The 26066-nt window shown below is 62.5% G+C and carries 16 protein-coding genes and 1 pseudogene; 12 read left to right on the forward strand and 5 right to left on the reverse strand.

Features of this window, described 5'->3' with window-relative positions; genetic code table 11:
- Positions 1-76 precede the first annotated feature (76 nt).
- The 3 genes from ACWNC0_RS01260 to ACWNC0_RS01270 are packed head-to-tail and all read left to right on the forward strand — an operon-like array spanning position 77 to position 5693.
- Entirely contained in the window at positions 77-1534 is a 1458-nt protein-coding gene (locus ACWNC0_RS01260; protein WP_449469046.1) for an efflux transporter outer membrane subunit, read from the forward strand.
- Positions 1531-2610 carry an efflux RND transporter periplasmic adaptor subunit gene (locus tag ACWNC0_RS01265; RefSeq protein WP_449469048.1) on the forward strand — a complete coding sequence of 360 codons (1080 nt, stop codon included), beginning with the start codon at positions 1531-1533 and terminating at the stop codon, positions 2608-2610. Before ACWNC0_RS01260 ends, ACWNC0_RS01265 begins: the two co-directional genes overlap by 4 nt.
- 2 nt (positions 2611-2612) lie before the next feature.
- Positions 2613-5693 (forward strand): efflux RND transporter permease subunit, encoded by a 3081-nt coding sequence (locus ACWNC0_RS01270; protein WP_449469049.1) that lies wholly within the window; start codon positions 2613-2615, stop codon positions 5691-5693.
- A 199-nt stretch (positions 5694-5892) separates the two neighbouring features.
- Here the strand turns inward: ACWNC0_RS01270 and ACWNC0_RS01275 are convergent, their stop codons facing one another.
- Together ACWNC0_RS01275 and ACWNC0_RS01280 are read right to left on the reverse strand one after the other, a co-directional pair.
- Positions 5893-6180 carry a hypothetical protein gene (locus ACWNC0_RS01275; protein ID WP_449469050.1) on the reverse strand — a complete coding sequence of 96 codons (288 nt, stop codon included), beginning with the start codon at positions 6178-6180 and terminating at the stop codon, positions 5893-5895.
- A 60-nt stretch (positions 6181-6240) separates the two neighbouring features.
- Entirely contained in the window at positions 6241-6891 is a 651-nt protein-coding gene (locus ACWNC0_RS01280) for a TetR/AcrR family transcriptional regulator (protein ID WP_449469051.1), read from the reverse strand.
- A gap of 155 nt (positions 6892-7046) precedes the next feature.
- Between ACWNC0_RS01280 and ACWNC0_RS01285 the strand changes: the two genes are divergently transcribed.
- The 4 genes from ACWNC0_RS01285 to ACWNC0_RS01300 are packed head-to-tail and all read left to right on the forward strand — an operon-like array spanning position 7047 to position 15585.
- Positions 7047-9266 carry a glycoside hydrolase family 3 C-terminal domain-containing protein gene (locus ACWNC0_RS01285; protein WP_449469052.1) on the forward strand — a complete coding sequence of 740 codons (2220 nt, stop codon included), beginning with the start codon at positions 7047-7049 and terminating at the stop codon, positions 9264-9266.
- A 3-nt stretch (positions 9267-9269) separates the two neighbouring features.
- Complete coding sequence (locus ACWNC0_RS01290; protein WP_449469053.1) at positions 9270-12140, forward strand: glycosyl hydrolase; 2871 nt, start codon at positions 9270-9272, stop codon at positions 12138-12140.
- Positions 12137-13144, forward strand: a complete 1008-nt coding sequence (locus tag ACWNC0_RS01295; RefSeq protein WP_449469054.1) for an alpha/beta hydrolase — start codon at positions 12137-12139, stop codon at positions 13142-13144. Before ACWNC0_RS01290 ends, ACWNC0_RS01295 begins: the two co-directional genes overlap by 4 nt.
- Entirely contained in the window at positions 13141-15585 is a 2445-nt protein-coding gene (locus tag ACWNC0_RS01300; RefSeq protein WP_449469056.1) for an alpha-L-rhamnosidase-related protein, read from the forward strand. Before ACWNC0_RS01295 ends, ACWNC0_RS01300 begins: the two co-directional genes overlap by 4 nt.
- 14 nt (positions 15586-15599) lie before the next feature.
- On the opposite strand, the gene ACWNC0_RS01305 is transcribed toward ACWNC0_RS01300, so the two are convergent.
- Together ACWNC0_RS01305 and ACWNC0_RS01310 are read right to left on the reverse strand one after the other, a co-directional pair.
- On the reverse strand, positions 15600-16508 hold the full coding sequence (locus tag ACWNC0_RS01305; RefSeq protein ID WP_449469058.1) for an alpha/beta hydrolase: 909 nt from the start codon (positions 16506-16508) through the stop codon (positions 15600-15602).
- Positions 16509-16535: 27 nt separating this feature from the next.
- Positions 16536-17957: an NAD-dependent epimerase/dehydratase family protein gene (locus ACWNC0_RS01310; RefSeq protein WP_449469060.1), complete on the reverse strand. Its 1422-nt coding sequence runs from the start codon at positions 17955-17957 to the stop codon at positions 16536-16538.
- A 333-nt stretch (positions 17958-18290) separates the two neighbouring features.
- Here ACWNC0_RS01310 and ACWNC0_RS01315 point away from each other — a divergent pair, with 333 nt between their 5' ends.
- The 5 genes and pseudogenes from ACWNC0_RS01315 to trxC all read left to right on the forward strand — a co-directional run bounded on the left by ACWNC0_RS01315 (position 18291) and on the right by trxC (position 23889).
- Complete coding sequence (locus tag ACWNC0_RS01315) at positions 18291-20672, forward strand: TonB-dependent receptor (RefSeq protein ID WP_449469061.1); 2382 nt, start codon at positions 18291-18293, stop codon at positions 20670-20672.
- Positions 20673-20761: 89 nt separating this feature from the next.
- Entirely contained in the window at positions 20762-21154 is a 393-nt protein-coding gene (locus ACWNC0_RS01320) for a VOC family protein (protein WP_449469062.1), read from the forward strand.
- Between the two features lie 16 nt (positions 21155-21170).
- Entirely contained in the window at positions 21171-21293 is a 123-nt protein-coding gene (locus ACWNC0_RS01325) for a hypothetical protein (RefSeq protein ID WP_449469064.1), read from the forward strand.
- 104 nt (positions 21294-21397) lie between these two features.
- A pseudogene (locus tag ACWNC0_RS01330) lies at positions 21398-23433 on the forward strand (M3 family metallopeptidase).
- 18 nt (positions 23434-23451) lie between these two features.
- Positions 23452-23889 (forward strand): thioredoxin TrxC, encoded by a 438-nt coding sequence (gene trxC, locus ACWNC0_RS01335; protein WP_449469066.1) that lies wholly within the window; start codon positions 23452-23454, stop codon positions 23887-23889.
- On the opposite strand, the gene ACWNC0_RS01340 is transcribed toward trxC, so the two are convergent.
- Entirely contained in the window at positions 23890-25914 is a 2025-nt protein-coding gene (locus ACWNC0_RS01340; protein WP_449469068.1) for an elongation factor G, read from the reverse strand.
- Positions 25915-26066: the final 152 nt, after the last annotated feature.

Here is a 26066-nt window from a genome sequence, read left to right on the forward strand (position 1 = left end):
TGAAAATAAACAATCTTGTTTCTTTTTGTCGCCGCGCTATCCGTGTCGCTGTCGATCAAGGTTGGAGTCATTCCGCTTGCCGCTTTCTGGCCCGCGCCGTTCCTCGTTTATGCTCTGTGCGCTGCTGTCGGCCTGCGCGCCGTCGATCGAACTCGCGCGACCCAGGATCGCGTTGCCCGAGCGGTTCGAAACGGCACCTGCCCCGGCCGCCGAGGAAAGGCTGGACCGTTGGTGGAGCCGTTTCAACGACGCGCAACTTTCCGCATTTGTGGAACAGGCGCTGGCGCAGAATACCGACGCCCGTTCAGCCTATTTCCGGCTGCGCGAGGCGCGCGCGATTCGCGATCAATCGCTGTCGCAGCGCCTGCCGACAGGCGCCATCAGCGGATCGGCCAAGATACAGGATGGCAGCCAGCTGTCGGGCACCGATCTGTTCGGGTCCACCGCGCGCAGTGACAGCCAGTCGCTGGCCTTCAGCCCCAGCTGGGAACTCGACCTGTTCGGCAGGCTGGGCGCGATCGGGCAAGGGGCGCGGGCGACCTATGTGGCGGCGGCCTATGATTATCATGCGGCTCGCTTGAGCCTGGCCGCCGATGTCGCGAGCGCGCTGTTCGAGGCGCGAGGGCTGGCTGTCCAACGCGACGACGCGCAGGAGGGGCTGCGGATCGCGAGAGAATTGGAGCGAGCCTCGCAGCTCGGCCGGGATCGCGGGCTGGTGGCGGCTTCGGAAACGGCTCGGCTGGAAGGCGACGCAGCAACGGCGCAGGCAGAGCTGACGCGGATCGAGACGGCGCTGCGAAATGCCAAGCGGTCCTTGCTGGTCCTGATCGGAACGCCGGACGCCCCGACCGATAGCCTGCCGATAGAGGCGCGGCTCGATACGGCGCCGCCGGTCCCGCCGATGCTGCCCGCGACGCTGCTGACGCGGCGGCCGGATATATTGGCCGCCGAGGCGCGGGTTGCGGCAGCGACGAGCGCCGTCAAGGTCGACAGGTTGGCGCTGTTCCCCCGCTTCACGCTTCAGGGCAATGGCAGCATCAGCCGCACCTCCGGGGTGGCAGGCGGCATTTCGAGCCTCTGGTACATCGCCGCCGGATTGAGCCTGCCGATTCTGGACCGTACGCGCCTGATGGCGCAATTGCGCGCGACGGAGGCGCAGGGCGAACGCGCCGTGGTGAGCTATGAGGCGGCGGTGCAGGCGGCCTTCCGGGATGCCGACATCGCGCTGGCGCTGGTCGCCGCCGATCGGGTGCGGCTCGCCGACCTTGGCCTTGCCGAGGAACGGGCGCGCTTTGCGTTTGATGCCGGGCGCAAGGGCTATAGAGCCGGGCTGACTGACCTTACTACCTTGATCCAGGCGGAACAGACGTGGCGGGCCGCGCGCCGTGCCCTTACCAATGCGCGGACACAGGCGCTGGGCAATGCCGTTGGCGCGTTCCGTGCGCTGGGCGGCGGGTGGAGCCCGGATGATCCCGCGACGGCGCCTGAACAGCCGCCGGTCGCCCTGCCTATTCAATCCAAGGAAATGCCGTGACCTTCAAGCCGCGTCCCTTTGCCATGGCGCTTCCCCTCGCCCTGCTGCTTGCCGCCTGCGGTGGGGGCAAGGAAGCGGCGAAGGAGCCGCCGCCGCCGACCGTGACGGTGGCCATGGTCGATCATCGAGCGCTGGAAGGGGGCCTCAGCGCCTCAGGCCGCCTGATCCCGCGCGAGGAGGTGGCGGTCGCGCCGGAGCTTTCGGGCTACCGCATCGCGCGCGTGCTGGTGGAAGAAGACGCCAGGGTGGGCGCGGGACAGGTATTGGCGGTGCTGGACGATACGCTGCTGCGTTCGCAGATCGATCAGGCGCGCGCGCAGTTGAGCCAGCAGCAGGTTGCGTATGAGAGAGCTCGCATGGACGCGGGCCGCGTGGCGGGCCTCGACAATCAGGGCGTGCTGTCGCAGGAGGCGATCGACCAGCGGCGCATTGCCGCGCGATCGGCGCAGGCCGCCGTGGGCGTTGCGAAGGCGCAGCTTGACGACCTGCTGACCCGCCAAAGCCGGTTGATCATCCGATCGCCCGTGGCAGGCCGTGTTCTCCAGCGATCGGCACGTCCGGGCGAGCCGTCCGCATCGGGCACGGTGCTGTTCACCATTGCGCGCGACGATCTGGTTGAATTGGATGCCGAGGTTGCTGAAGCGGCCATGGGAACGCTTTCCATCGGTGATCCCGCTACGGTCACATTGGCGTCGGGCACCAGGCTATCGGGCAAGATCAGGCTGCTGGGCGCGCGCGTCGATAATCAGACGGGGCTTTCGAGCGCGCGCATCGCCTTGCCGGTGAACCCGCAATTGCGCCCCGGCGGCTTTGCCAAGGCGGAGTTCGTCAAAGCCAGCGGCACGGTGTTGGCCGCGCCTGAAGCCGCGGTGCATTATGATGCCGACGGCGCCTATATGCTGTTGCTCGACAAGGCCGACCGGGTTCATCGCGCTTCGGTGCGGACAGGGCGGCGCGCGGGTGGCATGGTCGAGATATTGAGCGGCGCGAAGCCCGGCGTGCGGGCGGTGCTGGGCGGCGGCGCTTTTCTACTGGAGGGTGACCGGGTGCGGATCGCCGCTGGCAGGGGCAAGTAACCATGCGCATTTCCGCCTGGGCCATCCGCAATCCGATCCCGGTCGTTTCGCTGTTCATCCTGCTGACGATCGCGGGGATCGTGGCGTATATCGGCTTGCCCATAAAGCAGTTCCCCAACGTCAACTTCCCTGTCGTCAGCGTGACGGTGACGCAAAATGGTGCGGCACCCAGCGAAGTCGAGAACCAGATCACCCGGCCGATCGAAAATGCGTTGAGCAGCGTGGCGGGGGTCAAGCATATAAGCTCCACGGCCGTGCTGGGATCGTCCACGACGACGGTCGAGTTCGAGCTGCACAGCGACATGCAGAAGGCGACGGACGATGTCCGTACCGCAGTGGAGCGCGCGCGCATCGATTTGCCGCCGGGGATCGACCCGCCGCTGGTGCAGCGCCTGGACATCGATGCCGCGCCGATCCTGACATATGCGGTCAGTGCGCCCGCGATGGGCAACACGGAATTGTCGCGCTTCGTCGACAAGGTGGTCACGCGCGCATTGCAGGCCCAACAAGGCGTGGCGCAGGTTCACCGCATCGGCGGCGCGAACCGTGAAATCAACATCGTGCTGGATGCGCAGCGCATGGCGGCACGGGGCGTGACCGCGCCGCAGGTGAACAACGCGCTTGCCGCGTTCCACAGTGACGATCCGGGTGGCCGTGCCGATGTGGGGGCGGTCGAACAGACGATCCGTGTTCTCGGCTCATCAACGACCATCGACAGGTTGCGCGACCTGGCGATCCCGGTTCAGGGGCGTTATGTCCGCTTGGGCGACATTGCCGAAATTGGCGATGGCGCGGCCGAACAGCGCGGGTTTGCGCGGTTGGACGGCAGGCCCGTGACCGCGATCCAGATCAGCAAGACGCGCGAAGCGAGCGACATCAGTGTCGAGGACCGGGCGGTGAAGGCCATAGCCCAGCTTCACGCCGAGCATCCGGGCGTCACCTTCACCAAGCTGGTGTCCACGGTGGATTCGACACGGCGGACCTTTGCATCGACCCAGCATGTGCTGATCGAGGGCATCTTTCTGGCGGTGATCGTCGTCTACCTCTTCCTGCGCAACTGGCGCGCGACGATCATCGCGGCGGTGGCCATGCCGTTATCCCTGATCCCCACTTTCGTCCTGATGTCGGCCATGGGGTTCAGCCTCAACAGCATCACGCTGCTGGCGCTGACATTGGTGATCGGCATCCTGGTCGATGACGCGATCGTGGAGGTCGAGAATATCGAGAAGCGGATCGAGACTGGCGAGACGCCTTATCGCGCCGCGTTGATCGGCGCGGATGCCATCGGTCTGGCGGTGATCGCCACGACCGCGACGATCATCGCTGTGTTCGCGCCGGTCTCGCTGATTCCGGGGCAGGCGGGGCAGTTTTTCCGCGAGTTCGGTTTGACCGTGGCTGTCGCGGTGCTCTTCTCGCTGGTTGTGGCGCGTTTGCTGACGCCGCTGATGGCGGCCTATTTCCTCGTGCCGCTCAAGGATCGGGTGCATCGGGAAAAGCGGCCCGTAAACCCGATTTACGGCCGCATATTGGATTGGGCCTTGGCACACCGATGGATGACCATGGCGATCGGTGGCGGGATTTTCCTTCTGTCGCTCCTGCTGGCGAGCCTTACTCCGGTGGGATTTCAGCCGGTCGGCAATCCGGGCTATCTCTACATCGCGGTGCAGGGGCCGCCCGGCGCGACGCGTGAGGACATGGCGCGGGCGGTCAACGACGCGACCCGCATGCTGTCGGCGGAGCCCGCTGTGGAAAGGGTCTTTGCCCAGGTGGGGTCAACGTCCGGCGGCTTCAGCGCGGGCGACGATATGCGCACGGGAACGCTGACGGTGGTGCTGAAACATGATCGCGACGTCACGACGGACGAGTTCCGGCAGATCATAAGGCCGAAATTGCGCGATATTCCGGACGTGCGCCTGTCCAATCAGGGCACGTTCGGTTCGGCTGGCGTCAACATCGTGCTGGCCGGGGAGGATGGACAGGCGTTGGAGCGCACGCAAATCGAACTGTTGCGGCAGATGCGCAACGTGCGGTCGATTTCCGACCCACGCCCGGCGCCGCCGCCCGCAGGCCCGGAGTTGATCGTGACGCCCCGGCCGGAGGAGGCGTCGCGCCTTAACGTCGATAGCCGGACGCTGGCCCAGGTGCTGCGCATCGCGACTATCGGCGACATCGACGCCAGCGTGGCGAAATATTCGGATGGCGACGAGCGCGTGCCGATCCGCGTCCGCCTGCCGGAAGGATCGCGTCAGGATCTGGAGACGATCGCGAACCTTCGCGTGCCGACCATCGATGGGCAGACGACGCCCTTGTCGGCCGTTGCGGATATTCGGTTCAAGGCGGGACCCGGCAAGATTGTGCGCTATGACCGGGAGCGGCGCGTGTCGGTGGAGGCGGATCTGGTCGCCGGGCGGACATTGGGTCAGGCTTTGCAGGAAGTGAACGCATTGCCAGTCATGCGTAACCTGCCCAACGGGGTCCAGGAAGCGAAGACGGGCGATTCGGAAGCGATGTCCGAGCTGTTTGGCGGCTTCATGCTGGCGATCGTGGGGGGCATCGGGCTGACCTTTTCGGTGCTGGTGCTGCTGTTCAAGGGCTTCTTCAAACCGGTGGTCATTCTGGCCGCGCTTCCGCTGTCGCTGCTGGGTGCCTTTGCTGCACTGACGCTGTTCGGCAAGACGCTGGATTTGCCCGCGATGATCGGCCTGCTGATGCTGCTGGGCCTGTGCGCGAAGAATTCGATCCTGCTGGTGGAATTTGCGATCGAGGAGGAGCGGGCGGGGACGCCGATGACGGAGGCGCTGCGCAATGCATGCCGCGAACGTGCGCGACCGATCGTCATGACGACGGTGGCGATGGCGGCGGGCATGCTGCCGACCGCGTTGGGCATTGGCGAAGGCGCGGAATTTCGCCAGCCGATGGCGCTGGCGGTGATCGGCGGCCTCATCACGTCAACGGCGTTGTCGCTGATCTTCGTGCCGGTGATCTATGAGATCGTCGAAAGCATCGAAAGATGGATCGCGCCAAGGGCCGCGCGTCTGGTGACGCCGCGTCAGCCGGGGGATGACGATCCTTTTCCCATATGATGGAAATGTTGACAGGTGCTCGCCGGTCGCTTGACTTATCGAACATGCATGTTCAATTAGGTGCGCCTTTTAGGCACTCTCCTACACCTACCTGGGCCGGCCACAAACCGGCCCTTTCTTTTATGTGGCGGTAGGGGTGCCCAACAGAAAAAGGGCGCTTGCGCGCCCTTTTCCCTCAATAATGCCTGAGCTTTTGCCGTTAGGGCAGCTTGGCCAGATCGGCGTCGATCGCCGCCAGACGGGCGTCGGTGACATCGTCAGGCGCATATTGCTGAATCGCCTTCAGCGTCATGGCGCGGGCCATGTCGACCTGATCATTGCTGGTCATGCCGGGAATATACTTCTCGACAATCGCCTTAGCAGCGGGGTTGTCGAGCAGGACACCCAGTTCGGTGTCGGCAGAGGTGTACTTGGCGGTAGCAGCAGTTTCCGCCAGCGCCGGAGTGGCGAGCGACAGAGCAGCGGCAGCAAGAATCAAAAATCGCATGGAACAGGATCCTCCGTTTGTGATATTTCCTATATCGCACGATGTCGTGCTAAATTCAAGTCACCAGCTTTTGCGGGCCGCCATCAAAAGATCGACGGTTTTCCGGGCGGCGCCTAACAGTTCGGCTTCGACGATCGGACCAGCGCTGCTTTCCTGCAATTCCCACCCGGTGATGGCGGCTACAAGCTGTCGAGCGATCGCGGAAGGATCGCGGGCAGGAATGCCGTCGCGCACGGCGGCCTGGCTGATGTCGTCGCTGATAAGGCGCACGATGTAGAGATAGCCTGCTTCGTACATGGCGCGGGCCAGTTCGGGGAAGCGTTCACGATTGGCGAGCGTCAAGAGCTGGAACGCGTGCACTTCCTGCTGAAGCAGTGACCGCGCGATCACTTGCGCGTGATGGTGGAGGCGTTCGGCAATGTCATCGGTCAGCAAATGATCTTGGCTTGCCGATATAAGCGACCATTGCTTGACGCGATCATGGATGACGGTCGTGAACAACGCTTCCTTCGAGGGATAGCGGGCATAGAGCGTACCCTTGGAAACGCCGGTGGCCGCAGCGATATTTTCCATCGCCACGCCGTCATAACCCAGTTCCAGGAACATCCGGGTGGCGGTGGCCAAGATAGCGCGATCGATCGCGGCGACCTGTTTCGCGTCGGGTCGACCGCGTTTTGGGGTGAATGCTTTCTCGGTCTTTGTGGCTGGCATGACCGCATCTCTGACTCAAGCCATGGGCGGAAGCAATGGCCTTCTGAAATAAATCGAACGACACCGATCGAATATTGACGTGTGCGCTCCTGGAACGTAAGAATGTAAACTGCCGACAATCGGAAAATGTCCCCCCAGCGGAGAGGCTGCACATCATGAAGAATTCCTCATCCATCCTGTTGCTTGCTGCCGCGGGGATGATGCTGACGCCGGTCGGGGGATATGCCCGCGATACCCGGAATTCACCCGAGCGCAGAGCCGCTGAGACCCTGTCCAAAATGACGGGTGAAGAGAAAATCCGGCTCATCCACGGCCCTATGTCGGGCCTCGTCCCTGTGTCGAAGCGCCCGCAGGGAGTGCCCGTCAGCGCAGGATATATCGAAGGCGTGGAGCGCCTCGGCGTTCCTACGCTGGTGGAAAGCGACGCAAGCCTTGGTGTGTCCAACCTGATGGAAATGCGCAAGGGCGATGTCGCGACGGCATTGCCCTCAGGGCTTTCGCTTGCGTCCACATGGGATCCGGAAATCGCCCGCGCGGGCGGTGCGATGATCGGCGCGGAGGCGCGGGCCAAGGGTTTCAACGTGATGCTGGTGGGCGGCGTCAATCTGGTGCGCGATCCGCGCGGCGGCCGCAATTTCGAATATCTGGGCGAAGACCCGATGCTGGCTGGGGAACTGGTCGGAAGTCAGATCAGTGGCGTGCAGTCCAACGACATCATCGGCACGATCAAGCATTTCGCGCTCAACAATCAGGAAACCGGTCGCAACATCGCATCGGTGAACATGGATGAGCAGGCGATGCGCGAGAGCGATCTGCTGGCTTTCCAGATCGGCATGGAACGCGGCAATCCCGGTTCGGTGATGTGCGGCTATAATCGCATTGGCGGTACTTTCGCTTGTGAGCACCCTTTCCTGCTAAACGACGTGCTGCGGCGTGATTGGGGCTTCAAGGGTTATGTGATGTCGGACTGGGGCGCGGTGCATTCCACCGAGGCCATCATCGCCGGCCTCGACCAGCAATCAGGCGAACAGATCGACGGCAAGCGCTATTTTTCCGACCTGATGGTGGAAGCGGTCAAGGCGGGGAAGGTGCCGCAGTCGGCGGTCGACAAGGCGGCCGGACGCGTGCTCTACGCCATCTATGCCCATGGCGTGGCCGACAAGCCGCTACAGCCGGGCCAGTCGATCGATTATGACGCCAACGCCGAGGTAGCGCAGCGTGCGGCGGAACAGGGGATCGTCCTGCTGCGCAATGAGGGTGGCATCTTGCCGCTGGCCGCTTCGGCGAAGACGATCCTGGTGGTCGGAGGCAATGCCGATGTTGGCGTGCCGAGCGGCGGCGGTTCGAGCCAGGTTAATCCCGTGGGTGGACTGAAGCGCGTTTCCAAGGGCGCGGAAAGCGGCCCTGCCGCTGGCTTTGCCCGTCGCGGCTATGGGGGCACGGCTCCGCTCGATGCGCTGCGCGCCGAGTTTCCGAATGCGGCCGTCAGCTATCTGGACGGCAAGGATGTGCCAGCCGCTGTCCAGGCAGCGAAGTCGGCCGACATCGTTGTCGTTTTCGCGGAGAAGTACGCGACCGAGGCCATCGACCATAAGGACCTGTCGCTGGGCGAGGGTCAGGACGACCTGATCGACGCGGTGGCAAGCGCGAACGGAAAGACCGTCGTCGTACTGGAAACCGGCAACCCTGTCCTGATGCCCTGGCAGGCCAAGGTCCCGGCCATCCTGTCGGCATGGTATGGTGGCCAGCGTGGCGGCGCTGCCATTGCGCGGGTTCTGACCGGAAAGGTGAACCCGTCCGGTCATCTGCCCGTGACCTTCCCCGCCTCCGTCGATCAGTTGCCCAATCCAGTGCTTCCTGGCTCCGACGCGGCGCCAGCGGATAAGGAAACGCGGGCCGTCTATGGTCTTCAGGCGGGTTTGAAGCCGTTCGACATCGTCTATCCGGAAGGATCGGACGCCGGTTATCGCTGGTTCGACAAGAAGGGACTGAAGCCGCTTTATCCTTTCGGATACGGTCTCAGTTACACGCAGTTCCGCTATGAAGGGCTGAAGGTCACGGGCGGAAAGGCGCTGTCTGTCCGCTTCACCGTGGTGAATGAGGGTCAGCGGGACGGTGCGGACGTGCCGCAGGTCTACGTCACCCGGCCGGGCAAGGCCAAGCGGTTGATCGGGTGGGCGAAGCCCAATCTCAAGCCCGGCGAAAGTAAGGAAGTCACGGTTACGGCAGACATGCGCGTGATCGCGGACTTCGATGCAAAGGCGCAGCGTTGGGTGGTGCCCGCGGGTGACGTCAAGGTAGAGGTGGGCACATCCGCCGCGGATCCGGTGCTGACCGGCACGGCGCGGCTGAACCGCATGATCCGGAGGCCCTGAGCCATGACAGCGAAGCGTTTGATGAAGAACTGCCTGCTGGCGGCAACAGCTATGCTTGCACTTGTCGAGGCTCCGGCTTTTGCAGGTCCGCTGGACGATCATTTCCAGAGCCCGCCCGTCGATGCTCGGCCCCGGCTGCGTTGGTGGTGGCCGGGCGATGCGGTGACGGATCAGGAATTGCAGCGTGAGCTGAAGCTGATGGCGGACACCGGATTTGCCGGTGCGGAGATTCAGTCGTTCACGCCCAATTTCGTGACGCTTACGCCGGACGAGAAGGCACGCGTCGATCAATATGCCGAGCCGTCCTTCTTTGCCCATGTCCGTGCCGCGGGGGAGGCGGCGAAGGCGTTGGGCCTGACGCTGGACTATACGCTGGGTTCGTCCTGGCCGTCCGGCGGAGGCTTTGCCATCCCGCCGGAACTGGCGTTCACCGAACTCGCCATGGCCAGCACCCAGGTCAGGGGCGGCGAGGCCGGTCCGATCAAGCTCAATATACCCAAGCGCACAAAGCGGCTGGGCGCGCTCAGTATGTTCGATGCGCGCGTCAAGGACCCGAAGGTAGCAGACTGGGGCAAGAGGATGGAGGGCCGCGCGCGCACCGTCGCGGTCGTTGCGGTCAAGGGCAATGCGCCCGTGCTTCACCCTGCCGTGCCGGGCGCGATGGGCATGACATTGACGCCGTGGCGGGATGTGGTGACGGCAGGCACGCTGGACCCGGCAAGCAGCGTGCTCCTGACCAGCAAGTTGCATGATGATGGCACGCTCGATTGGACGCCGCCGCCCGGCGACTGGCAAATCTTCGTGTTCCGCCAATATGCCTCCGACGTCGGTGTGCTAGGCGCGGCCGGGCAGGGGCCGCAGCTGATACTGGATCATATGAACCCGCAAGCCTTTGCGGCGCATGCGGCGCGCGTCGGTGATCCGTTGGGGAATGACCCGGTCGGAATCCGATCGACATTCGTGGACAGCCTGGAATTGATGCAGGATATTCAGTGGGGACCTGAATTACTGCAACAGTTCAGGAGGAGGCGCGGCTATGACCTGACGCCCTATCTGCCCTTCGTTGTCCAGCCCGGTTGGATGCAGGCGTGGAGCGAGCATTGGTCGCCGCCCTATTTCGACACGGCGAACAGCGATGTGGCGGAACGGGTTCGCGCCGACTATCGCCGCACGGTTTCAGACATGATGATCGAGGGGTTCATCCAGCCTTTCGTGGCATGGAATCATGCGCATGGGCTGAAGGCCAAGTTCCAGGCGCATGGCGGCGCTTTCGATACGATCCGGGGATATGGTCTGGTCGATATACCCGAGACCGAGGATTTGCCCGGTTCAGGCGATCCTTTTTTCATGCGGATGGCCCGGTCGGGTGCGCATCTCTATGGGCGTCCAATCGTATCGGCGGAAAGTCTGGCATGGGGGAATCGCCCCTATGATGTGACGCCCGACGAAATGCGGCGGCGGGTCGATGCCTTCATGGCGGGCGGCGTCAACTCCATGATCCTGCACGGTTATAATTATCGCTTCCATGCCGACGATTGGCCCGGCTGGCACGCTTTCCAGCCAAGCCCGTTCGCTGGCGGCTTTTCCAACATGTTGAACGAGACCAATCCGATCTGGCCCGCAATGAAGCCTTTGGCGGGCTATATCGGCCGATTGCAGGCCGTCATGCAAGCAGGTGAGGCGGTGGTTCCGGTCGCCTATTTCTATGGCCGCTACGGCTATTATGTCGGCATCGAGGATGACGGCGCGGGCAAGCAGGCAGCGGAAAAGGCGTTCCTGGCGGGAGGCTATGATTTCGACCGGATCAACCCGGATTCGATCGCTCATGCGCGGATCGAAGGGAAGCAGCTCGTTTCGCAGGGCGGCCAACGCTATCCGGTGCTGGTGTTGCCGCCGATCGACGGCATTCAGGCAGAGACAGCCGAGGCGATCGCGCGTTTTGCCAAGGCGGGACTGCCGGTTTTCTTCACCGATCGAGAGCCGAGCCGGGATGAAGGGCTCGCCCAGGCTCGCCAGCGTGATGCGAGGGTGAAGAAGGCAGTCGCCGCCGCGCTGAAATCCGGAGCGAAGATCGTTCCCGCCGCTGGTGTGACCGATGCTCTGCGGGCAGCGGCGATTCCGGCCAATCTGCGCTTTTCCGGTGACGCTGCCGATCTTTACTTCGTTCAGCGGAAGATCGACGGCCGCACGGCGACCTTTGTGTACAACAGAGGAGAGGTCGCACGGCAGGTGACGCTGACGCTGCCCGAGGTGGGGGGCGTGACGCGGTGGAATGCGATGAACGGCACGGTTGCGCCTGTGTCGGCGCGCGTCGCTGGGCAGGCGACCGACGTGCCTCTTAGCCTGGCGGCGGGGGAAAGCGCGCTCCTGATGCTCGATCCAACGACGCAGGCTGTCACCGTTCCGGCATCCGCTACCGTGGCCAGCATGACGCTGCCCATGGATGGATGGCGGCTTCAGGCGACCGGCCATGTCCAGCGCAAGCCCTATAGCCAGGATTTCGCCTCTATCAGCCTGAAGGACTGGCAGCAGGTGCCTGAACTGGCGCGCTTTGCAGGGACGGGAACCTACATGCGCACGATCGATGTCGATGCGGGCTGGCTGACCAAGGGAACAAGCGTGATGCTGGATCTGGGCGAAGTGCATGACGTCGCCACGGTGACGGTCAACGGACAAAGCCTGCCCACCCTGTTCAGCGCACCGTTTCGCGTCGATGTGACGAAGCTGGTTCGCGTGGGCAAGAATGACATCAGCGTTGCTGTCGCCAACGTACCCCAGAATGCGATGATCGATCCCAAGGACACGATCTACAAGAAGCTGAAGCCGGTTCCGGCCGGATGGGTCGGGCCAGCGAAGCTGGAGGCGCAACGGTGAGAGGGCGGCGTTTCGCAGCCGCGATCGCATCCTGCCTGCTGATTGCAGCGGCGCCGGTCGTACCTTCTTCAGAAGCAGGATTGAAGTCGGTCAATCCGGAGTTGCGGCCGGTCGCGCGCGGCATCATGCAGGCGCAGCGCAGCGGGGCGATGTACAAGCCTGCCAAGCCCGGCCCACTGCCCGCAGGGGTTGAGGAGCGGCAGGCACCCGGATCGCGCGGACATCCGCCGGTGCCGGTCTATGTCGTGAACGCTGGTGCCGAGCAGGGGGCGCCGCGCGGCGCCATCTTCTTCGTTCATGGTGGCGGTTTCATCGGCGGCGATGCGCGGGACAATCTGCCCGCGCTCAAGAGCCTGGCCGAGCGGCTGAACTGTGTGATCGTGTCGGTGCAATATCGGTTGGCGCCGGAGACGCATTTCCCCGGACCTCTGGAAGATGCCTATGCGGGTTTGAAATGGCTGCATGGCAATGCCGCCGCGTTGGGCGTCGATCCGGGTCGGATTGTCGTCATGGGTGAAAGCGCGGGTGGCGGCTTGGCTGCCATGCTGACGATTGCGGCGCGTGACAGGGGCGAGGTGCCGGTCGCGTTTCAGGCGCTTATCTACCCCATGCTGGACGACCGGACTGGTTCTTCGCGTCCAGTGCCGCCGCATATCGGCCAGCTGATCTGGACGGCGGAGTGGAACCGGAAGGGCTGGCAGGCGCTGCTTGGGCGGCGGCCTGGCGCTGCCACTCAGCCTGAAGGCGCGGTGCCTGCGCGGGTGAAGAACCTCAAAGGGCTTCCGCCGACCTTTATCGGGGTCGGGTCCATCGACCTGTTCGTGGACGAGGATGTGGAGTTTGCTCGCCGCCTGATCGATGCGGACGTCCCTACCGAATTGCTGGTGATACCGGGCGCTTTCCATGGGTTTCAGCTGATCGTCCCGCGCGCGGCCATATCCCAGCAATTCAATGCCGCGCTCGATGCGGCGCTGGTCCGCGCCCTTTCGCTGGAGAAGAAATGATGAGGATGAGCGCATTGCTGGCTGCTTCGCTGATGTTGGGCGCTGCGCCCGCCGCTATCGCTCAGACGGGGAGCGCTGAGGGCTGGATCAGCCATGCGGAGGCGGGGCCGACGGTGCGCCCGATCGTCCTGCATTTCCGTCGTGCGCTCGACCTGCCCGGCAAACCAAGCTCTTATAAGGTACGAGTAACGGCTGATAATAGGTTCATATTATTTGTGAATGGCGCACGTGTGGCGGCGGGGCCTTCGACGGGCGACATCGCCCATTGGCGCGAGGAGAGCATCGACCTTGCGCCCTATATGAAGCGAGGCGTCAACGTCATCGCGGCGACGGTGTGGAACGGTGTCCAGCCACTGAAGCTGCCCGCCAATGCCACGCCCGCGCAGGTTTCGGCGGCTCAGGGCAGTTCGCTATTCACCAATACTGCGCCGCTGTTCCAACAGAGCGTCGCGACCGGGTTTCGCCTGATCGGCGAAGGCAAGGCGGCGGAGCTTTCGACTGACCGGCAGGGGTGGCGGGTGAAGCGCGACCAGGGTCGTGGCTTCGCCAATGGCTGGGGGCAGGTGAAGCGATGGTATTATGTCGCGGGCAACCCCGAGAAGATCGATGCGGCGAAGGCTGATTTCGATGCCGCCGGGCCGCAGGAGAAGGGCGAGGGCTGGCAGAACGCTATTCCCGCTCCCGATGCGGCGAAGCGTACGCTGGTGGCCGACCGCCTGCCGCAGCAATCCTACACGCCTGTGGCAGCGGGCAAGGTGGTACGGACTGACCTGCCTGCTGCCATGGCCTTTCCCGCGCGGGCGGTGACGATCCCGGCCAACAGCAAGGCGACGTTGCTTATTCAGCGCGATGCGATGGTGTCGGCCTATCCTCAGTTGGACGTGTCCGGCGGCAAGGGTGCGGCGATCAAGCTGCTGTGGACCGAGGCGCTGTACGATGCGCAGGGCCGCAAGGGCGACCGCAACCTGATCGAGGATCGCAAGCCGAGCGGCATTTGGGACAGCTTCATCGCCGACGGAGAAAAGCGCAGTTTTGCCCCGCTATGGTGGCGGACATGGCGTTATGCCGAAATCACGGTCGAGACCAAGGATCAGCCGTTGGTGCTGGAGGGGCTGCGCGCGTACGAGACGGGCTATCCGTTCCAACAAGTCGGTAAGTTCCAAAGCGATGATCCTGAACTTGCACGGATTTTCGATATAGGATGGCGCACGGCGCGGATCGATGCGCATGAAACCTATATGGACACGGCCTATTGGGAACAACTGCAATATGCGGGCGACACGCGCCTTCAGATGCTGATTTCCTATGCCGTGTCGGGTGACCCTCGTCTGGCCGAGCAGGCGATCGATGCCTTTGCTGCGTCCGATGTCGACGGCGGGCTTATGGAAGGGGCCTGGCCGACGCGCGGCAATAATGTGATCGCGCCCTTCGCGCTGATGTGGGTCGGCATACTGGATGACTGGCGATTGCGCCAGCCCGATCCCGCGCCCATCGTCCGTAACATCCCGCGCATGCGCCGTGTTCTGGACTGGTTCGAAACCTACCGCCGTCCGAGTGGCCTATTGGGTAAGAACCCGCAATGGAATTTCATCGATTGGGTCGGCCAGCCCGCGACTGACCGGACCATCTTTCCCTCCTATGGCAAGACGGATGAAAGCTGTTTGATGAGCGTCAGCTGGCTCGGCGCTCTCCAGCAGGGGGCAGCGATCGAGGCAGCCTTTGGCGACGCCAGCCAGGCGCAGCGCTATGCCGCGCGAGCCGAGACGGTGAAGGCGGCGATCCGCAACCGGTGCTGGCTTCCGGCGCGGGGTCTTTATGCCGACAATCCTGACGGTGACCGATTCAGCCAGCATATGAACGCGCTGGCTGTCCTTTATGATGTTGCGAGCCGCGACGAGGCCGGGGCCATCATTGACCGGATAATGGTGCCGGGCAAAGGGATAGACGCGCCCGAAGGGATCACGAGCGTCAGCTATTATTTCTCCTGGTATCTGGCGCAGGCGCTGGTCCACGCGGACAGGAGCGACCGTTATCTCGACATGCTCAAGACGTGGCGTGATCTGCTGACGATGCATTACACGACCTGGCCGGAAGAGCGCGATGACGCGGGGCAGGGGGGCAAGGGCCAATCGACGCGATCGGACAGCCATGCCTGGAGTGCGCACCCGAGTGCAGATCTGCTGGGTATCGTGGCCGGGATTGGGCCTGATGCGCCGGGCTATGCGCGGCTGAAGGTTGAGCCCGCGTTGGGATCGCTCAAGAGCCTGTCCGCAACCGCTGCCACGCCTCAGGGGCCGGTCAGCGTCCGCTACCGGATTTCGGGAAGCACCTTGAATGCCGAGATCACCCGGCCGACGGGGTTGCCGGGCGATTTCCGGTGGAATGGCAAGCGTTATCCGCTGACCCGCGCCACCACCAAGCTGAAGGTGCCGGTGCGCTGAGCGGGACAGCGAACTCAGCGCTTCGGTGCTTCCTTTGCCCCGAAGCCGTTGAGGTCGATCCAGCGGAACAACGCTTCGGTCCAACCTTGCGTGGCCGTGCCCTTATCACCCAGGCCGAAACCATGACCGCCACGTTGATAGGCGTGGAACTCGATTGGGCGGCGAGCAGCAATCCAGCTTTCGATGAGTGCATAGCCCGCGCGTCCTGACAGCGGATCATCGGTCGCCATAGCCACGAAGGCGGGGGGCGCGTCGGCCGGTACGTCCACCTTTTCCATCGGTGGATAGAGCATGACGGAAAAGGCGGGACGGTCGGCGGGCGACGCGTCGATGGTCACGCGGATCGTCGTTCGCGCTCCGGCAGAAAAGCCGATCATGCCGACCTTGGTCGGATCGACATGCCATTTGGCTGCGCGCGCGCGGACGAGCTTCAGCGCCGCGATCCCATCGGCGATCGCATAAGGGGGCGTGACGATGCGCAGACCTTCACCGGGCTTGCCGACCCATTCGGTCATTCTGCCCTGCATCATCTTGCCGAAAGCTGGCCAGTCGCGCGGGGTCGGGTCCAGCCGGTATTTGAGCACGAAGGCGGCGATGCCCTGATCGGCCAGCAGGCGAGCGACCTCCATCCCCTCATGATCCCAGGAAAGCGTCATGAAGCCGCCGCCCGGCGCAATGACCATGGCGGTGCCGGTCGCTTTTGCCGGGTCGGGGAGGACAGGCAGCAAGGCGGCTTCGCTGGTATTGCGGACGCTCATGTTGCCGGACTTGCCGAACCAGATTTCAGGGCCGTTGCCACCGGGCACGAGGCCGGTGCCAAGCGGTATCGCCTGCTGCAATTCCGACGGGGCCGACAACTGCGCATTGGCCGCCGTGGCGCCCAAGATCCATGCGATAGCCAAGCACTTGAGCTGATTTTTCATCCCACCTCTCCTTCTATCTGGTCCCGCTCAACCGGCGGCGTCGCCCCATACCTGCGCGAAGAAGGGATTGCGCGCCGCTTCCGCTTCATAGGCGGTGGTATCGAGCATGATGACGGGGCACCAATGACCGCCCTGGAGGTATAGACGTGGCGTCATCGTGAAGCGATGGCCTACAGCGGACTGCCATTCCACGGGTACGTCCGGGCCATCGAAAGAGTTGCCGAGATATTTGCCGCCGCGATATTCCGCCGCTGCCTTCAAATCATCGATCCGCCAATCTTCCGGCGAACGGCTTTCATCATAGCCATGATCGAGCAAGGCCGGTTCCCGCGAAGGCTGGGCGAAGTGGAAGTCGTCCCAATTGCGGGGAATGGCTTCCCATGCCGCGCGCGATCCGAAATAAGCGCGGATCTTGGCTTCATTATTGGTGACGAACCAGTTGAGGCTGCCGTCTGGCCCGTTGGCCAGCTTTTCGATCTGTTTTGAAACGACACCCGGCATCAGCTTGGGCACCATGCGGGCGATCCACGGCATATGCCGCGGGGCTTCGTGGAAATACTCATCGAGCGATTGTTCGCGGAAGGGCACCAAGGCTTCGAGCCGGTCGGAGTCAGCATACCATTGGCCGTGGAAATTGCGGGTGGCAAACCAGTGCGGTTTCAGCACCTTGCGGTAGTTGGGCATGGATTTCTCCATGAACTCATGATTCACCACGCGCGATGACGCGCCGCCGCCCAGATTATAGAAATTGCGCCAGAATGCGGCGGGCACATCGTCGCCGCACAGTGCCGCCATCAAGCGGCCGCTGTCATTGGCGGTAGACCATTCGAACACGCCATTGAGCGGATTGTGGAACATGATCGGATCGAAAATCTTCCACATTTCGAAATGCGCCATCCCGCTTTGGCGCACCGATGCCCAATGGGTGATGCCGCTCTGTGCGACGATCGCTTCCGCCTGTGTCTTTGTAACGGCATAATGATCATAGGCGCTGATCTTGATCGGATCGCCTGTCCGTCCCCAATGCACAGGTGCATTGCGGCTGCCGGTTTCGGCGACGGTGCCGATATAGATGAGCCGTGTCTGCTTGGGATCGCCCACCGCGTGGATCGCATCGACGATATTCTGCGCGCCGCCGACGTTGACGCGGGTCACAAGCTCGGCCGGAAGGCGATCCGCAAGCGGTGACACCAGCGCGCCGACATGAAGCACGACATCGGCGCCCTCGACCCCCTTACGGATCGACATAGGGTCGGTGAGGTCGCCCCATATCACCTCAGCCAAGCCACGGCGCTGAACGTCCTTGACGACGGGGTGGGACTTTTCCTCTGGCCTTACCAATATTCGCAGGCGCAGCGTGTCCGCCTTTTCCGCAATGCGCTTCACCGTTTCGCGGCCCATATTGCCGGTGGCCCCGGTCAGGAAAATTGTCTTGCGGCTGTCAGTCATACGGCTCCCTCGAACAAGACCGTTGTAATCGCACTTTGCCGTACCAATAACAAGGATGTAGTTGATATGCTCTCCCTGACGGGGACAGGTGAACAGCCATCGTGTCAACGAAGAAAGCTATAAGATGAAAATCGGTTCATCTGTATGCGTATGCATAGGTCAGATTTTAGACGTAAATTAGGGAAATGGCCTAACCTCACTGTTGCCCATAAAGCACGGGTTCGTGCGAAAATTTACAAAACATGACTCACCGGATTGCGGGGTGGCCGCACGACCGTTAGCGGCCCTCAACATCGTTGGGACCAAGTCCCTGCTAATCAAGGAAAGGACGTCATGAAGAAGGTGAATGGAATCTCTGCGTTGTTGTGCGGCGCGGCGCTGATCGTCCCCGTCGCTGCCTGGGCGCAGGATGTCGCCAGCGGCGAAGCGGATGGAACGGCTGAAATCGTCGTCACTGCGACGCGCGAGTCAAGATCGCTCCAGTCGGTGCCGATGGCCGTCAACGTCGCGACCGGCGAACAGCTCCAGAAGTTCAACATTTTCGACGCGAAGGACGTGCAGCAGCTTGCACCTGGTCTTGAACTGACCAACACCTCGGGCCGCAACAACACAACCACCCTGCGTGGCGTGACCTTCGATCCCGATCAGGGCACCAGCCCGGCGGTTCAGGTATATTACAACGAAATCCCGACCGACGCGCAGACCGTCTATACCGCTCTTTATGACATTCAGCAGATCGAAGTGCTGCGTGGTCCGCAGGGCTTGCTGCGCGGTCTGTCTTCGCCGGCTGGCTCCATCACCATCGCGACCCGCCGCCCGAACTTCGACGAAATCGAGGGCTACGCGCAGGCGACCGCTACCTCGCGCGATGGCTACAACGTGCAGGCTGGCGTTTCCCTGCCTTTCAACGACACGCTTGCGATCCGCGTCGCTGGCTTGGTCGATGGCAACCGCCTGAACAACGTCCGCAACATCACGACGGGCGAGCGCTCACGCAGCCGCACTGAAAGCGCGCGCGTAACGCTGGGCTGGCGGCCGAGCAGCGACTTCACTGCCTATCTGAGCTACCAGTATCTGTTTGCGGACAACAGCCAGTTTCAGCAGGTTGTCGGTGCTGGCAATGTGCCGGACGGCTTTAACCCGTCGGGGCCGGCTCTTTCTGAGGCGGATTACGCTGCGGTGTCGGACGGCCGGTTCCGCAACCAGAATGAGAGCCACATCGTCAATCTGGCCTTCGATTATGATCTTGGTCCGGCCACCTTGTCCTTCGCAGGCGCTCACCAGTACAGCAGGCTGAAGGCGGAACGCGATCTCGACACGGGCAACGCGATCCCCGATTATGTGCAAACGTCTACCATTGACACGCCCTATAAGGTGGACTCGGCGGAACTGCGCCTGGCGTCCAACAACAAGGAAGGTTTCGGCTGGGGTGTAGGTGCGTTCTACACGAAGCAGACTGGCACCGTTGTGACCAATCAGCGAGCAGACCAGTTCTTTACTCCGCTTCCTGTCGCGTTTGGCGTGTATCTGCCGATCGATACAGAGGTGTTCACTCCGGTGAATGCGCAGACATGGTCGTTCAACGGCAATTTGCGTTACCGTTCCAACGGCTTCTCGATCGAAGGCGGTTTGCGCTATTCCATTATCAAGAATGTGCAAACGACGGACATCTTCCTGACTTCTCCGGGTTATGCTCTATCTACTCCTCCAATTCGTCCTTTTGAACGATTTGAGGAAGGCGTTCCTGCTGATCTGCAGCGGTTTACGAACAAGCCTCTGACAGGCGGCCTGACGGTTTCCTATGAGTTCAATCCGCGCCTCAACGTGTATTTGGCCTATGGCCACTCCTATCGGGCCGGTAGCACGGGGGTCGCTGTTCCCGCGGGGGTGAGCCGGGACCTGATCCGTACACAACCCGAAAAGACCGATTCTTTCGAAGCCGGTCTGAAGGGCAAGCTGTTCGACAACCGGGTGAATTTCACAGTATCGGCGTTTTACCAGACGCTTGAAAATTATCTGAGCCGGTTCACGGGCATCCAGTATAACTGCCCTGAATTGAACGGGGCCTGCAGTGTCAATGGAACGGCGATCGCCCCTGGAGAACCGACCAACGGCGGCTTCGACTTCAATTATAATGGCGATGCCAAGATCAAGGGCGTGGAAGCTTCCATCGATGGTCGCATCAACGATAATTGGAACTTGGGCATTAGCGCATCCTATGTTCGTGCGCGTTTCGAAGATGCTCGCGTACCTTGCAATGACTACGCAGGTACGGGCGTTCCCAACCAGGACGCTCCTTCACCCGTCATCACTGGCCCGGGCAATGTCAGCTATTGCGTGACCAACGGTCGCCTGTCCCAAACGCCGGACTTCACCCTCACCGCGAATACGGAAATCCGTTTCCCGATGGGTGAGTTTACGCCGTTTGTACGGGCGCTCGTGAACTATCGTCCGGGCTTCTATGCTGACCAGGTCGATTATGACTACCGTTCGCGCACCCTGCTGAACGTTTTTGCGGGCTTCCGCACGGAAGACGATCGGTTCGAGCTTACGGCCTTCGTAAAGAACCTGCTTAACCAGAAGCGGATCACCAACACCAACCTGGGCACCGCCCAGATCAATACGGCCGCGGGAATCCCTTATGATTCCGGCTATCGCACGGTGAATGTCACCAATCCGCGCGAATTCGGCCTGACCGGAATGTTCCGGTTCTAATCTTGATCCTGTCGTTCGTTTAGGATCACAGAGGGCCAGTGGAGACCATCCACTGGCCCTTTTCTTGTATCTTTCGTGGAGTAGGATGAATGACCTCGCATTTTGGTTTTACAAAGCTTGTGGTGCAAGACCTGGAGGGCACCGCCGCCTTCTACAAGGATGTCGCGGGCCTGGTTGAAATGGCGCGGATTCAGGATACGGTCGGCGATCGGCAAATCGATGAAATCCTGTTCAATGCTACGGGCGAAGGCGGCGCTACCTTCGTTTTGTTCAAGTTTCTGGATCGGGATGCCCCCGCACGGGATGAGGTGATCCTGGGATTCCAGACGAGCGACCTTGAGGCATTTGTCGAGCGGGTCCAAAAGGCTGGCGGCAACGTTGTGCAGCCGATTGAAGTCAGGGAAGCTCATGGTGTGAAGGTCGCCTTCGTGACCGATGCCGAGGGGCATCTGATCGAGGTTGTGGAATTACTGGCCAGGTAAAAAAAAGCGGCGCGAGGTGATCACGCCGCCCACCAACCATTCTCCGCTCTATGCGCCAGTGGCGGATCGGCTATCCGCTAGCGGGACGACCGCTCTTGTCATGTCGGTCCTGGCGATCAACGGGGTGGACGCTCGCTAAGATTGTGTCGGCGAGGTAGCGACAGAGAGCTTGAAGAGCAGGGTGTCATGGCCCAATTAAGGGGCTTCCCTAGCCCGTTTGGGCTGCCCCAGCCAAGAGTAGCCATGACTTCGCTCAACCCCCTCCTTGCCGATACCGACCTGCCCGATTTCGCCGCCATCGAGGCAGCACATGTGGTTCCCGCCATAGAGGAAGGGATTGACCAGCACCGCGCGGCGATCGAGCAGATTACGTCTGGGCAAGCTGATGACTTCGGCAACGTCATATTGGCGGCGGAACGGGCGGACTTTCTCCTGTCGCGTACATGGTCGCCTATTGGCCATCTTGCGGGGGTAGCCGACACGCCGGAATTACGGGAAGCACACGCTTCGGCACAGGCCTTGATGACGGCTTACCTGATGGAGGCGGGGCAGAACCGGGCGCATCATGATGCGGTCGCGCGCGTGGCCGATCGGTCCGATTTTGCCGATTTGGGTCCTGCGCAGAAACGGGCCGTCGAATTGGCGCTGCGTGCCTTCCGTCTGGCAGGCGTAGCTTTGGAGGGGGATGCCCGCCAGCGCTTCCTCGACATTGGCGTGGCGCTGAGCGACCTTAGCACCCGCTTTGGAAATGCCGTGCTGGACGCGACGGAAGCGTGGAGCGAGCATGTGACCGACGAGGCGGCGCTGGCCGGGGTGCCGGAAAGCGACAAGGCCATTCTTGCCGCCTATGCGCAGGAAAAGGGCCTGCCGGGTTGGTTGATCACTCTGCGCCAGCCCAGCGTGCTGGCGATCCTGCTTCACGCCGACGATCGGGCGCTGCGGGAGCGGGTTTATCGCGCCCACAATACGCGCGCGTCCGATCAGTCGGATGACCGCAGCCATGATAATAGCGAGCGGATCGACCAGATCATGGCGCTGCGGCATGAAGCAGCGCAGATATTGGGCTTCAACGATTCCGCCGCGCACTCGCTTGAAACCAAGATGGCGGCGGATGCAGACGAGGCGCTGGTCTTTCTGGCTGACCTCGCCAAGCGCGCTCGTCCTGTCGGCGAGAAGGAACTGGAGGAGGCGCGAGCCTTTGCCGCTGAGCATTTTGGTTTGACCGGACTTTATCCGTGGGACCTGTCCTACGTCGCCGAAGCGATGCGGCGGACGTTGCATGGGGTCGATCAGGAAGCGCTGAAAGCCTATTTCCCGCTGCCTCGTGTGCTGGCAGGTACGCAGAAACTGATCGAGCGGCTTTTCGATGTGCGCCTGATAGAGCGGGAAGCTGTTTCCACCTGGCATCCCGATGTCCTGTTCTATGACGTGCTGGATGCGAGCGGCGAGATTGTGGCGGGGGTCTATCTCGACCTGTTCGCGCGGGCTGGTAAGCGCGGCGGGGCGTGGATGGATGTGTGCCGGGCGCGGTTCCGGGATGCCGATGCCTTTCACCGGCCGATTGCCTATCTGACCACCAACTTCGCACCGCCTGCGGGCGATCGTCCCTCGTTGGTGACGCATAATGATGTGGTGACGCTGTTCCATGAATTTGGCCATGTGCTGCACCATCTGCTGACGGAGGTCGATCTGCCGTCGGTCGGCGGCATTTCCGGCGTCGAATGGGATGCGGTCGAGTTGCCCAGCCAGTTCATGGAGAATTTCGCCTGGGAAAAGGACACGCTGATCGGCCTGTCCGGGCATGTGGACACGGGCGAGCCGTTGCCTGAACCTCTGTTTGACCGGCTGCTTGCTGCGCGGCAGTTTCAGGCGGGGCTGGCATTGTTGCGCCAGATCGAGTTTGCGACCTTCGACCTCCTGCTCCATCGCGACTATGATCCGGCGCAGGGCGCGCGGGTGTTGCAGACGCTGGAACAGGTGCGGGCGGCGGTGGCTGTTGTTCATCCGCCCGAATGGAACCGCTTTGCCCATGCGTTCAGCCATATTTTTGCGGGCGGATATGCGGCGGGCTATTATTCCTATCTGTGGGCTGAACTTCTGTCGGCCGACGCTTTCGAGATATTCTCTCATGCCGATCTGCCGGGGGAGGCGCCACCGCCTTCCGTCGCGAGATATTGGCGGCGGGCGCCAGCCGTTCCGCAGCCGAGAATTTTCGGGCTTTCGCCGGACGCGCGCCAGAAGTCGATGCCTTGCTTCGATCACGCGGGCTGGCGGCCTAAACAGAAGGCCATTACAGCATGGACGGACCCCTTGTGATCAGTTGCCCGGCCTGCGCTACGCTGAACCGTGTGCCGAAGGAACGGTTGGGCGAGGGGCGTTGCGGGCGGTGCAAGCAGGCATTGTTCCAGGGTCGGCCGGTGACGCTGAACAGCGCCAATTTTTCGCAGCATGCGGTGAGCAGCGACGTTCCGCTCATCATCGATTTCTGGGCGAGCTGGTGCGGTCCCTGTCGCCAGATGGCGCCAGCTTTCGAGGCCGCCGCCGCGCAGCTGGAACCACATGCCCGGCTGGGGAAGATTGATACGGAAGCGGAAGCCGATCTCGCCGCCCGCTATGCGATACGCAGCATTCCTTCGCTGGTGATCGTCCACAAGGGACGGGAAATTGCGCGCAATGCGGGCGTCATGCCGATGGCCGCGATCGTCAGTTGGGCGCGGCAGCATCTGCCTGCGTGATCAGGCGGGCTCCTTGACACGCTGGACGATGCTGTTGGCGAGTTTCGGCGCGACTTCCGCAAGATGATCGAAATGCGCTTCGAAATGAGCCATGCCCTGGCTCATCGAACGGATTTCCGCCTCCAGCCCTTGCAGCCCTGCTTCTGGTAACAGGACTTCAATCACATCCCAAGCCGACCAGCCTTCGCGGCTCGTCATCCGCAGCATCTGGCCACGGCGGGAGGCCACGGCGGAGGTGATGCGGGATGAGGCGGAGCCTGGAGTCATGATCGTCACATGCGCGACGGGTTCCAGCAGATAGGGGGACGCAGCCGCCAGTGCGTCGCTCATCGCTATCCGTCCGGCGGTGCGGAAAGCGAGTTCGGAGCTGTCGACGCTATGAAAGGAGCCATCGACCAAAGTCGCCGCAACATCGACGACGGGAAAGCCGAGCGGACCTTTTGCCTGGGCGTCATGCACGCCTTTTTCAACCGCCGGAATCCATTGCTTGGGTATCGCGCCCCCCGTGATCCGTTCCTCGAAGCGAAGGCCCTCTCCCCGCTCAAGGGGGCGCACTTCCAGCACGACATCACCGAACTGGCCGTGCCCGCCGGACTGTTTTTTGTGCCGCCCGCGTTGCGTGACCGCTTTTCGGATCGATTCCCTGTAGGCGATTGTCGGCGGCTGCACCGATACGGCCACGCCATAGCGGCGCTTCAGACGGGCCAGCGCGACGTTCAGATGCTCGTCACTCACGCCGTGAAGCAAGGTTTCTCGTGATGCTTCGTCCTGGCTCCAGTGAAGGGCATGATCTTCCTCCGCCAGTCGATTGAGAGCGGTGGACAGGCGCACCTCGTCCTTATGATCCTTCGCGGCGATCGCCACAGCGCAATTGGTTGCCGGTCGATCAGCGAGCAGCCCGTCGCCGCCGGGTTTGGTCGCGATGCCGATCAGGTCACCTGCCTTGACCGTGTCGATCTTGGCAATGCCGACGATCGCGCCCGGTTCGGCGGTAGCGATCTTGGTCGTGGCAATGCCCTGAAGCGAAAATATCCCGCCGGCGCGCAGGGATTGTCCACCATTGTCCTGGAGATCGGCGCCGTCCTGCAAATTGCCGCCGAACAGGCGCGCGATCGCCAGGCGGCCTACCGTTGCCGCATGGGAAATCTTCAGCACCTGTGCCGCTGCTCCGGTGATGCCTAGCCGCTCCGCCGTCTTCGCGGGGTCACGTGTGTCGTGCCGCAGCATCTTGAGCAGACGCCGGATACCAAAGCCATTGGCGGCGGAGCCGAACAGCACCGGCACGATGAGGCCACTCGCGGTTTCCTGTGCGAGATCGGCGAAGATGGTTTGAAGGCTTGGCTGTTCGTCCGACAGGAGCTGTTCAAGCAAGACGTCGTCATGATCGGCCAGTTGTTCCAGCATATGGAAGCGTGCCTGGCTTTCATCAGCCTTCAACTCTTCGGCGAGCGCGATTTGCTGCGATTGCTTGCCTGTCTCATAATGATAGGCCCGTTCCAGCGCGAGATCGACGAAGCCGTCGACCCGATCGCCCGACCGGATCGGAATCTGCCGGGCGACGAGCGCGGCGGCGCTCATCGGGGCGAGGGCCGTAAGCAGATCCTGGATGCTGCCACGCGCCTGCTCGATCTTATTGACGAACAGGGCGTGCGGAACGCCTGCGCGTTCGAGCTTGCGCAGTGTGGGCTCTGCCAGAGGGGCGCGGGCCGGGTCGGGATCGATGACGACGATGGCGAGATCGACCGCATTGAGAGCGATGGCCGCGTCATCGGCAAAGCTGGGCGAGCCTGGAATATCGACGAGGGAGAAATGATCTCCCATCCATTCGAACTGCATGAGGTTGAGTTCGGTGGAGCTTCCCCGCTCTCGCGCTTCCGGACTTGCATCGCCGACGCTGGTGCCAGCTTCGACCGATCCCTGTCGCGAAACAGCCCCGCTGATGTGCATGATAGCTTCCGCGAGGCTGGTTTTACCCGCTCCGGCGGGGCCGATCAGCGCAATGGAGCGCGATTGCGTGCCGCTCATCCTTGCTCTCCTCATCCCGTCTTTCGTGGCGAAGACGGTTCTTCTGACGGAGCGATGTTCTGCCTATCGCGGGGGGAACGCAAGGGGCTTCGACCGGATCGAGCCACTGCCTGCCTGAGCGCACATGCAATTGCGAGATGTGCATTGCGATC

This window comes from Sphingobium chungangianum (assembly GCF_977014255.1).

Coding starts and splice junctions, on each gene's coding strand:
- ACWNC0_RS01270 (WP_449469049.1), top strand. CDS start 2,613: ATGCGCATTTCCGCCTGGGCCATCCGCAATCCGATCCCGGTCGTTTCG.
- ACWNC0_RS01275 (WP_449469050.1), bottom strand. CDS start 6,180: ATGCGATTTTTGATTCTTGCTGCCGCTGCTCTGTCGCTCGCCACTCCG.
- ACWNC0_RS01280 (WP_449469051.1), bottom strand. CDS start 6,891: ATGCCAGCCACAAAGACCGAGAAAGCATTCACCCCAAAACGCGGTCGA.
- ACWNC0_RS01285 (WP_449469052.1), top strand. CDS start 7,047: ATGAAGAATTCCTCATCCATCCTGTTGCTTGCTGCCGCGGGGATGATG.
- ACWNC0_RS01290 (WP_449469053.1), top strand. CDS start 9,270: ATGACAGCGAAGCGTTTGATGAAGAACTGCCTGCTGGCGGCAACAGCT.
- ACWNC0_RS01300 (WP_449469056.1), top strand. CDS start 13,141: ATGATGAGGATGAGCGCATTGCTGGCTGCTTCGCTGATGTTGGGCGCT.
- ACWNC0_RS01305 (WP_449469058.1), bottom strand. CDS start 16,508: ATGAAAAATCAGCTCAAGTGCTTGGCTATCGCATGGATCTTGGGCGCC.
- ACWNC0_RS01310 (WP_449469060.1), bottom strand. CDS start 17,957: ATGACTGACAGCCGCAAGACAATTTTCCTGACCGGGGCCACCGGCAAT.
- ACWNC0_RS01315 (WP_449469061.1), top strand. CDS start 18,291: ATGAAGAAGGTGAATGGAATCTCTGCGTTGTTGTGCGGCGCGGCGCTG.
- ACWNC0_RS01320 (WP_449469062.1), top strand. CDS start 20,762: ATGACCTCGCATTTTGGTTTTACAAAGCTTGTGGTGCAAGACCTGGAG.
- trxC (WP_449469066.1), top strand. CDS start 23,452: ATGGACGGACCCCTTGTGATCAGTTGCCCGGCCTGCGCTACGCTGAAC.
- ACWNC0_RS01340 (WP_449469068.1), bottom strand. CDS start 25,914: ATGAGCGGCACGCAATCGCGCTCCATTGCGCTGATCGGCCCCGCCGGA.